We start from the raw sequence: 2,531 nt of genomic DNA on the forward strand, positions 1-2,531 counted from the left end.
GTCGGTGGTGTCGGGTGTGGTGTCGGCGGGTCGTCGGGCGGTGTTGTTCACGGGTCAGGGCTCGCAGCGCGCAGGCATGGGCCGTGGGCTGTACGGGGTGTTCCCGGTGTTCGCGTCGGCGTTCGACGGGGTGTGCGCCGGGTTCGACGGTTTGTTGCCGCGTCCGCTGCGGGAGGTCGTGTTCGCCGAGCCGGGGTCTGCGGACGCCGCGCTGCTGGACCAGACGGTCTTCGCGCAGGCTGGCCTGTTCGCGGTCGAGGCGGCCCTGTGGGAGTTGCTGTCGTCGTGGGGTGTGCGGGCGGATTTCCTGGCGGGTCATTCGATCGGTGAGGTGACGGCTGCGTATGTGGCGGGGATGTTGTCCCTCGCTGATGCGTGCACGCTGGTGGCGGCGCGGGGTCGGTTGATGCAGGCGCTGCCGGCCGGCGGCGTGATGGCGGCGGTCGGCGCGTCCGAGGTCGACGTTCGCGGCGTCATCGATGCTGCGGGTGCCGGAGTGGACGTCGCGGCGGTGAACGGTCCCGCGTCGGTGGTGGTCTCCGGTGCCGGCGACGAGGTCGCGTCGGTGGTGGCGGTTGGGCGTGAGCGGGGTTGGCGGGTCAAGGAACTCTCGGTCAGTCACGCGTTCCACTCGCGGTTGATGGAGCCGATGCTTGACGAGCTCGCGTCGGTGGTGGCGGGGCTGTCGTGGCAGTCGCCGCGGGTGCCGGTCGTGTCGAACGTGACCGGCGCGGTCGCGGACGCCGCAGAGATCACCGACCCGGGTTACTGGGTGCGGCACGTGCGTCAGGCGGTGCGGTTCGCCGACGGGGTGGCGGCTCTGCGGGCGCATGGCGTCGACACGTTCCTGGAGGTCGGCCCCGACGCGGTCCTGACCGCCATGGCCGCCGAGGCGGAGTCGGCCGACGACGTCCGGTACGTGGCCACGCTGCGCCGCAACCAGTCCGACGTCACCACCCTCACCAGCGCCGTCGGGCAGCTCTGGGCCGCCGGAGTGCCGGTCGACTGGACGGCGTACCACGGCCAGACCGGCGCCCGGCCGCGCGTGGTGGAGCTGCCCACGTACGCCTTCGACCGGCGGCGCTACTGGCTGGAGGACCCCCGGCCCGCCTCGCCCGTCGCGGGTGCCGCCGCCCCGTCCGACGAGCAGTTCTGGGCGGCCGTCGAGTCCGGTGACCTGGGCGTGCTGGACGACGAACTGGGCGCGGACGAGCCGTCCACGTCGCTGCTGCCGAAGCTCGCCAGGTGGCGGCGGACGACGCGGCAGCGGGCCGCCGTCGATTCCTGGCGGTACCGGGTGACGTGGCGTGCCGCCGACGTGCCCGCCTCGGCGACGCTGGCGGGGACCTGGCTGCTGCTGATGGCGCCCGGGCAGGAGGAGCACCCGGTGGCCGCGGAGCTGGCGGCCCGCGCCGACCGCGCGGTACCGGTGCTGGTCCCGGCCGGCGCTGACCGTGACCGGGTGGCGCGGCTGCTGCGGGAGGCGATGGGATCCGACGACCGGGACGCCCACGTGGTGTCCCTGCTCTCGCTGGCCGCTTCCCGGGAGCCGGCCGCTTCCCTGGAGCCGGCCGCGGTGCCGGCCGTCGTCGAGGTGACGACGGCGCTGGTCGTGGCGCAGGCGCTGACCGACGTCGGCGGGGCGGGCCGGTTGTGGTGGCTGACGCGTGGCGCGGTGTCGGTCGGCGCCTCGGACGAGTTGACCGATGTCGCGGGTGCCGCGGTGTGGGGTCTGGGTCGGGTGGTGGGCTTGGAGGCGCCGTTGCGGTGGGGCGGCTTGGTGGATCTGCCGGTGACGTTGGGTGGCGCTGTGTGGGGTTGGTTGTGTGGGGTGCTGTCCTCGGTGGGTGGTGAGGATCAGGTGGCGCTGCGGTCGTCGGGTGCGTTCGCGCGACGTCTGGTCCGTGCGGCTTCTCCGGCGGGTGCCGGTGTGGGTGCGGGTGCCGGTTCCGCTGGTGGTTTCCGGTTGTCGGGGACGGTGTTGGTGACGGGTGGTACGGGTGCGTTGGGTGTGCGGGTGGCGGAGTGGGCGGTGGGTGTGGGTGCGGAGCATGTGGTGTTGGTGTCGCGGTCGGGTGGTGGTGCGGTGGGTGTGGGGGATGTGGTGGGGCGGTTGGAGGGGTTGGGTGTGCGGGTGTCGGTGGTGGCGTGTGATGTGGCGGATCGGGGTGCGGTGGCGGGGTTGTTGGGGGGTTTGGTGGGTGCGGGTGAGCGGTTGCGGGCGGTGGTGCATGCGGCGGGTGTGGGGCAGTTGTCGGCGTTGGGTGAGGTGGGTGTGGGTGAGGTGGAGGAGGTGTTGCGGGCGAAGGTTGGTGGTGCGGTGGTGTTGGATGAGTTGACGGCTGGTTTGGATTTGGATGCGTTTGTGGTGTTTTCGTCGATTGCGGGGGTGTGGGGTTCGGCGGGGCAGGTGGGGTATGCGGCGGGGAATGCGTTTGTGGATGGGTTGGTGGGGTTGCGGCGTGGGCGGGGGTTGGTGGGTACGTCGGTGGCGTGGGGGCCGTGGGCTGGGGCGGGTATGGCGGTGGGTG

Annotated in this window: 1 protein-coding gene; it reads left to right on the top strand. The window is 72.6% G+C overall.

The annotated features are described in order from the left end of the window. Positions 1 to 2,531 (top strand): SDR family NAD(P)-dependent oxidoreductase (locus tag ACWENR_RS30430; protein WP_452280384.1); only part of this gene is annotated, 2,531 nt, incomplete at both ends.

The organism is Micromonospora sp. NPDC004336 (genome assembly GCF_053602615.1).